1 pseudogene is annotated in these 1,184 nt (G+C 70.4%); it reads right to left on the bottom strand.

What is annotated here, in order from left to right:
• Positions 1-1,184: pseudogene (locus tag ACIOWN_RS34555) on the bottom strand (alpha-1,4-glucan--maltose-1-phosphate maltosyltransferase); the annotation flags it as partial.

Here is a 1,184-nt window from a genome sequence, read left to right as displayed (position 1 = left end):
GCGCCGGCGGATGTCGTTGAGTTTGGTGATGAGGGGGGCGATGGTGCGGCCCTCGCGTGCGGCGGCTGCCCAGTCGCGTGGTTTGAGCTGGTACTTCTCGGAGTCGAGGTATTCCTCGCTGCCGGGTTTGAGGGGGGTGTTCTCGCACAGTTCGTAGCCGCTGTAGATGCCCCAGGAGGGGGCGAGGGTGGCGGCCAGGACGGCGCGGACCTCGAAGGCGGGACGGCCGCCGTGCTGGAGGTAGGCGTGCAGGATGTCGGGGGTGTTGGTGAAGAAGTTCGGCCGCATCCAGGCGGCCGCCTCGCCGGACAGCTCGGTCAGGTACTCGGTGAGCTCCTGTTTGGTGTTGCGCCAGGTGAAGTAGGTGTAGGACTGCTGGAAGCCGGTCTGGGCCAGGGTGTGCATCATCGCGGGCCGGGTGAACGCCTCCGCCAGGAAGATCACGTCCGGGTCGGTGGCGTTGATGCCGGCGATCACGCGTTCCCAGAACACCACGGGCTTGGTGTGCGGGTTGTCGACGCGGAAGATCCGCACTCCGTGGTCCATCCAGTGCCGCAGCACGCGCAGGGTCTCGGCGATCAGGCCGTCCATGTCGGCGTCGAAGGCGATGGGGTAGATGTCCTGGTACTTCTTGGGCGGGTTCTCGGCGTAGGCGATGGTGCCGTCGGGCCGGTGGTGGAACCACTCGGGGTGCTTGTGGACCCAGGGGTGGTCGGGGGAGCACTGCAGGGCGAAGTCCAGCGCGACCTCCAGGCCCAGCTCGGCGGCGCGGGCCGTGAAGTGGTCGAAGTCCTCCAGGGTGCCCAGGGCGGGGTGGACGGTGTCGTGGCCGCCCTCGGGGGAGCCGATGGCCCAGGGCACGCCGACGTCGTCGGGGCCGGCGTCCAGGGAGTTGTTGCGGCCCTTGCGGAAGGTGGTGCCGATGGGGTGGACCGGGGGCAGGTAGACGACGTCGAAGCCCATCGCGGCGATCGCGGGCAGCCGGCGGGCGGCGGTGCGGAAGGTGCCGTGCGGCTGCTCGGGGGTGCCCTCGGAGCGGGGGAAGAACTCGTACCAGGATCCGTACAGCGCCCGCTCCCGCTCGACCAGCAGGGCGAGCGGCTCGGAGGCGGTGACCAGGTCCCGCAGCGGACGACGGGCGAGGACCGCGTCCACCTCCGGCGTCAGCGCCGCCGCCAGCCGGG

The organism is Streptomyces sp. NPDC087787 (assembly GCF_044743035.1).
Taxonomy (GTDB): domain Bacteria; phylum Actinomycetota; class Actinomycetes; order Streptomycetales; family Streptomycetaceae; genus Streptomyces.
The sequence above is the reverse complement of the archived record's forward strand: the minus strand, read 5'-3'. Positions and strand labels throughout refer to the sequence as shown.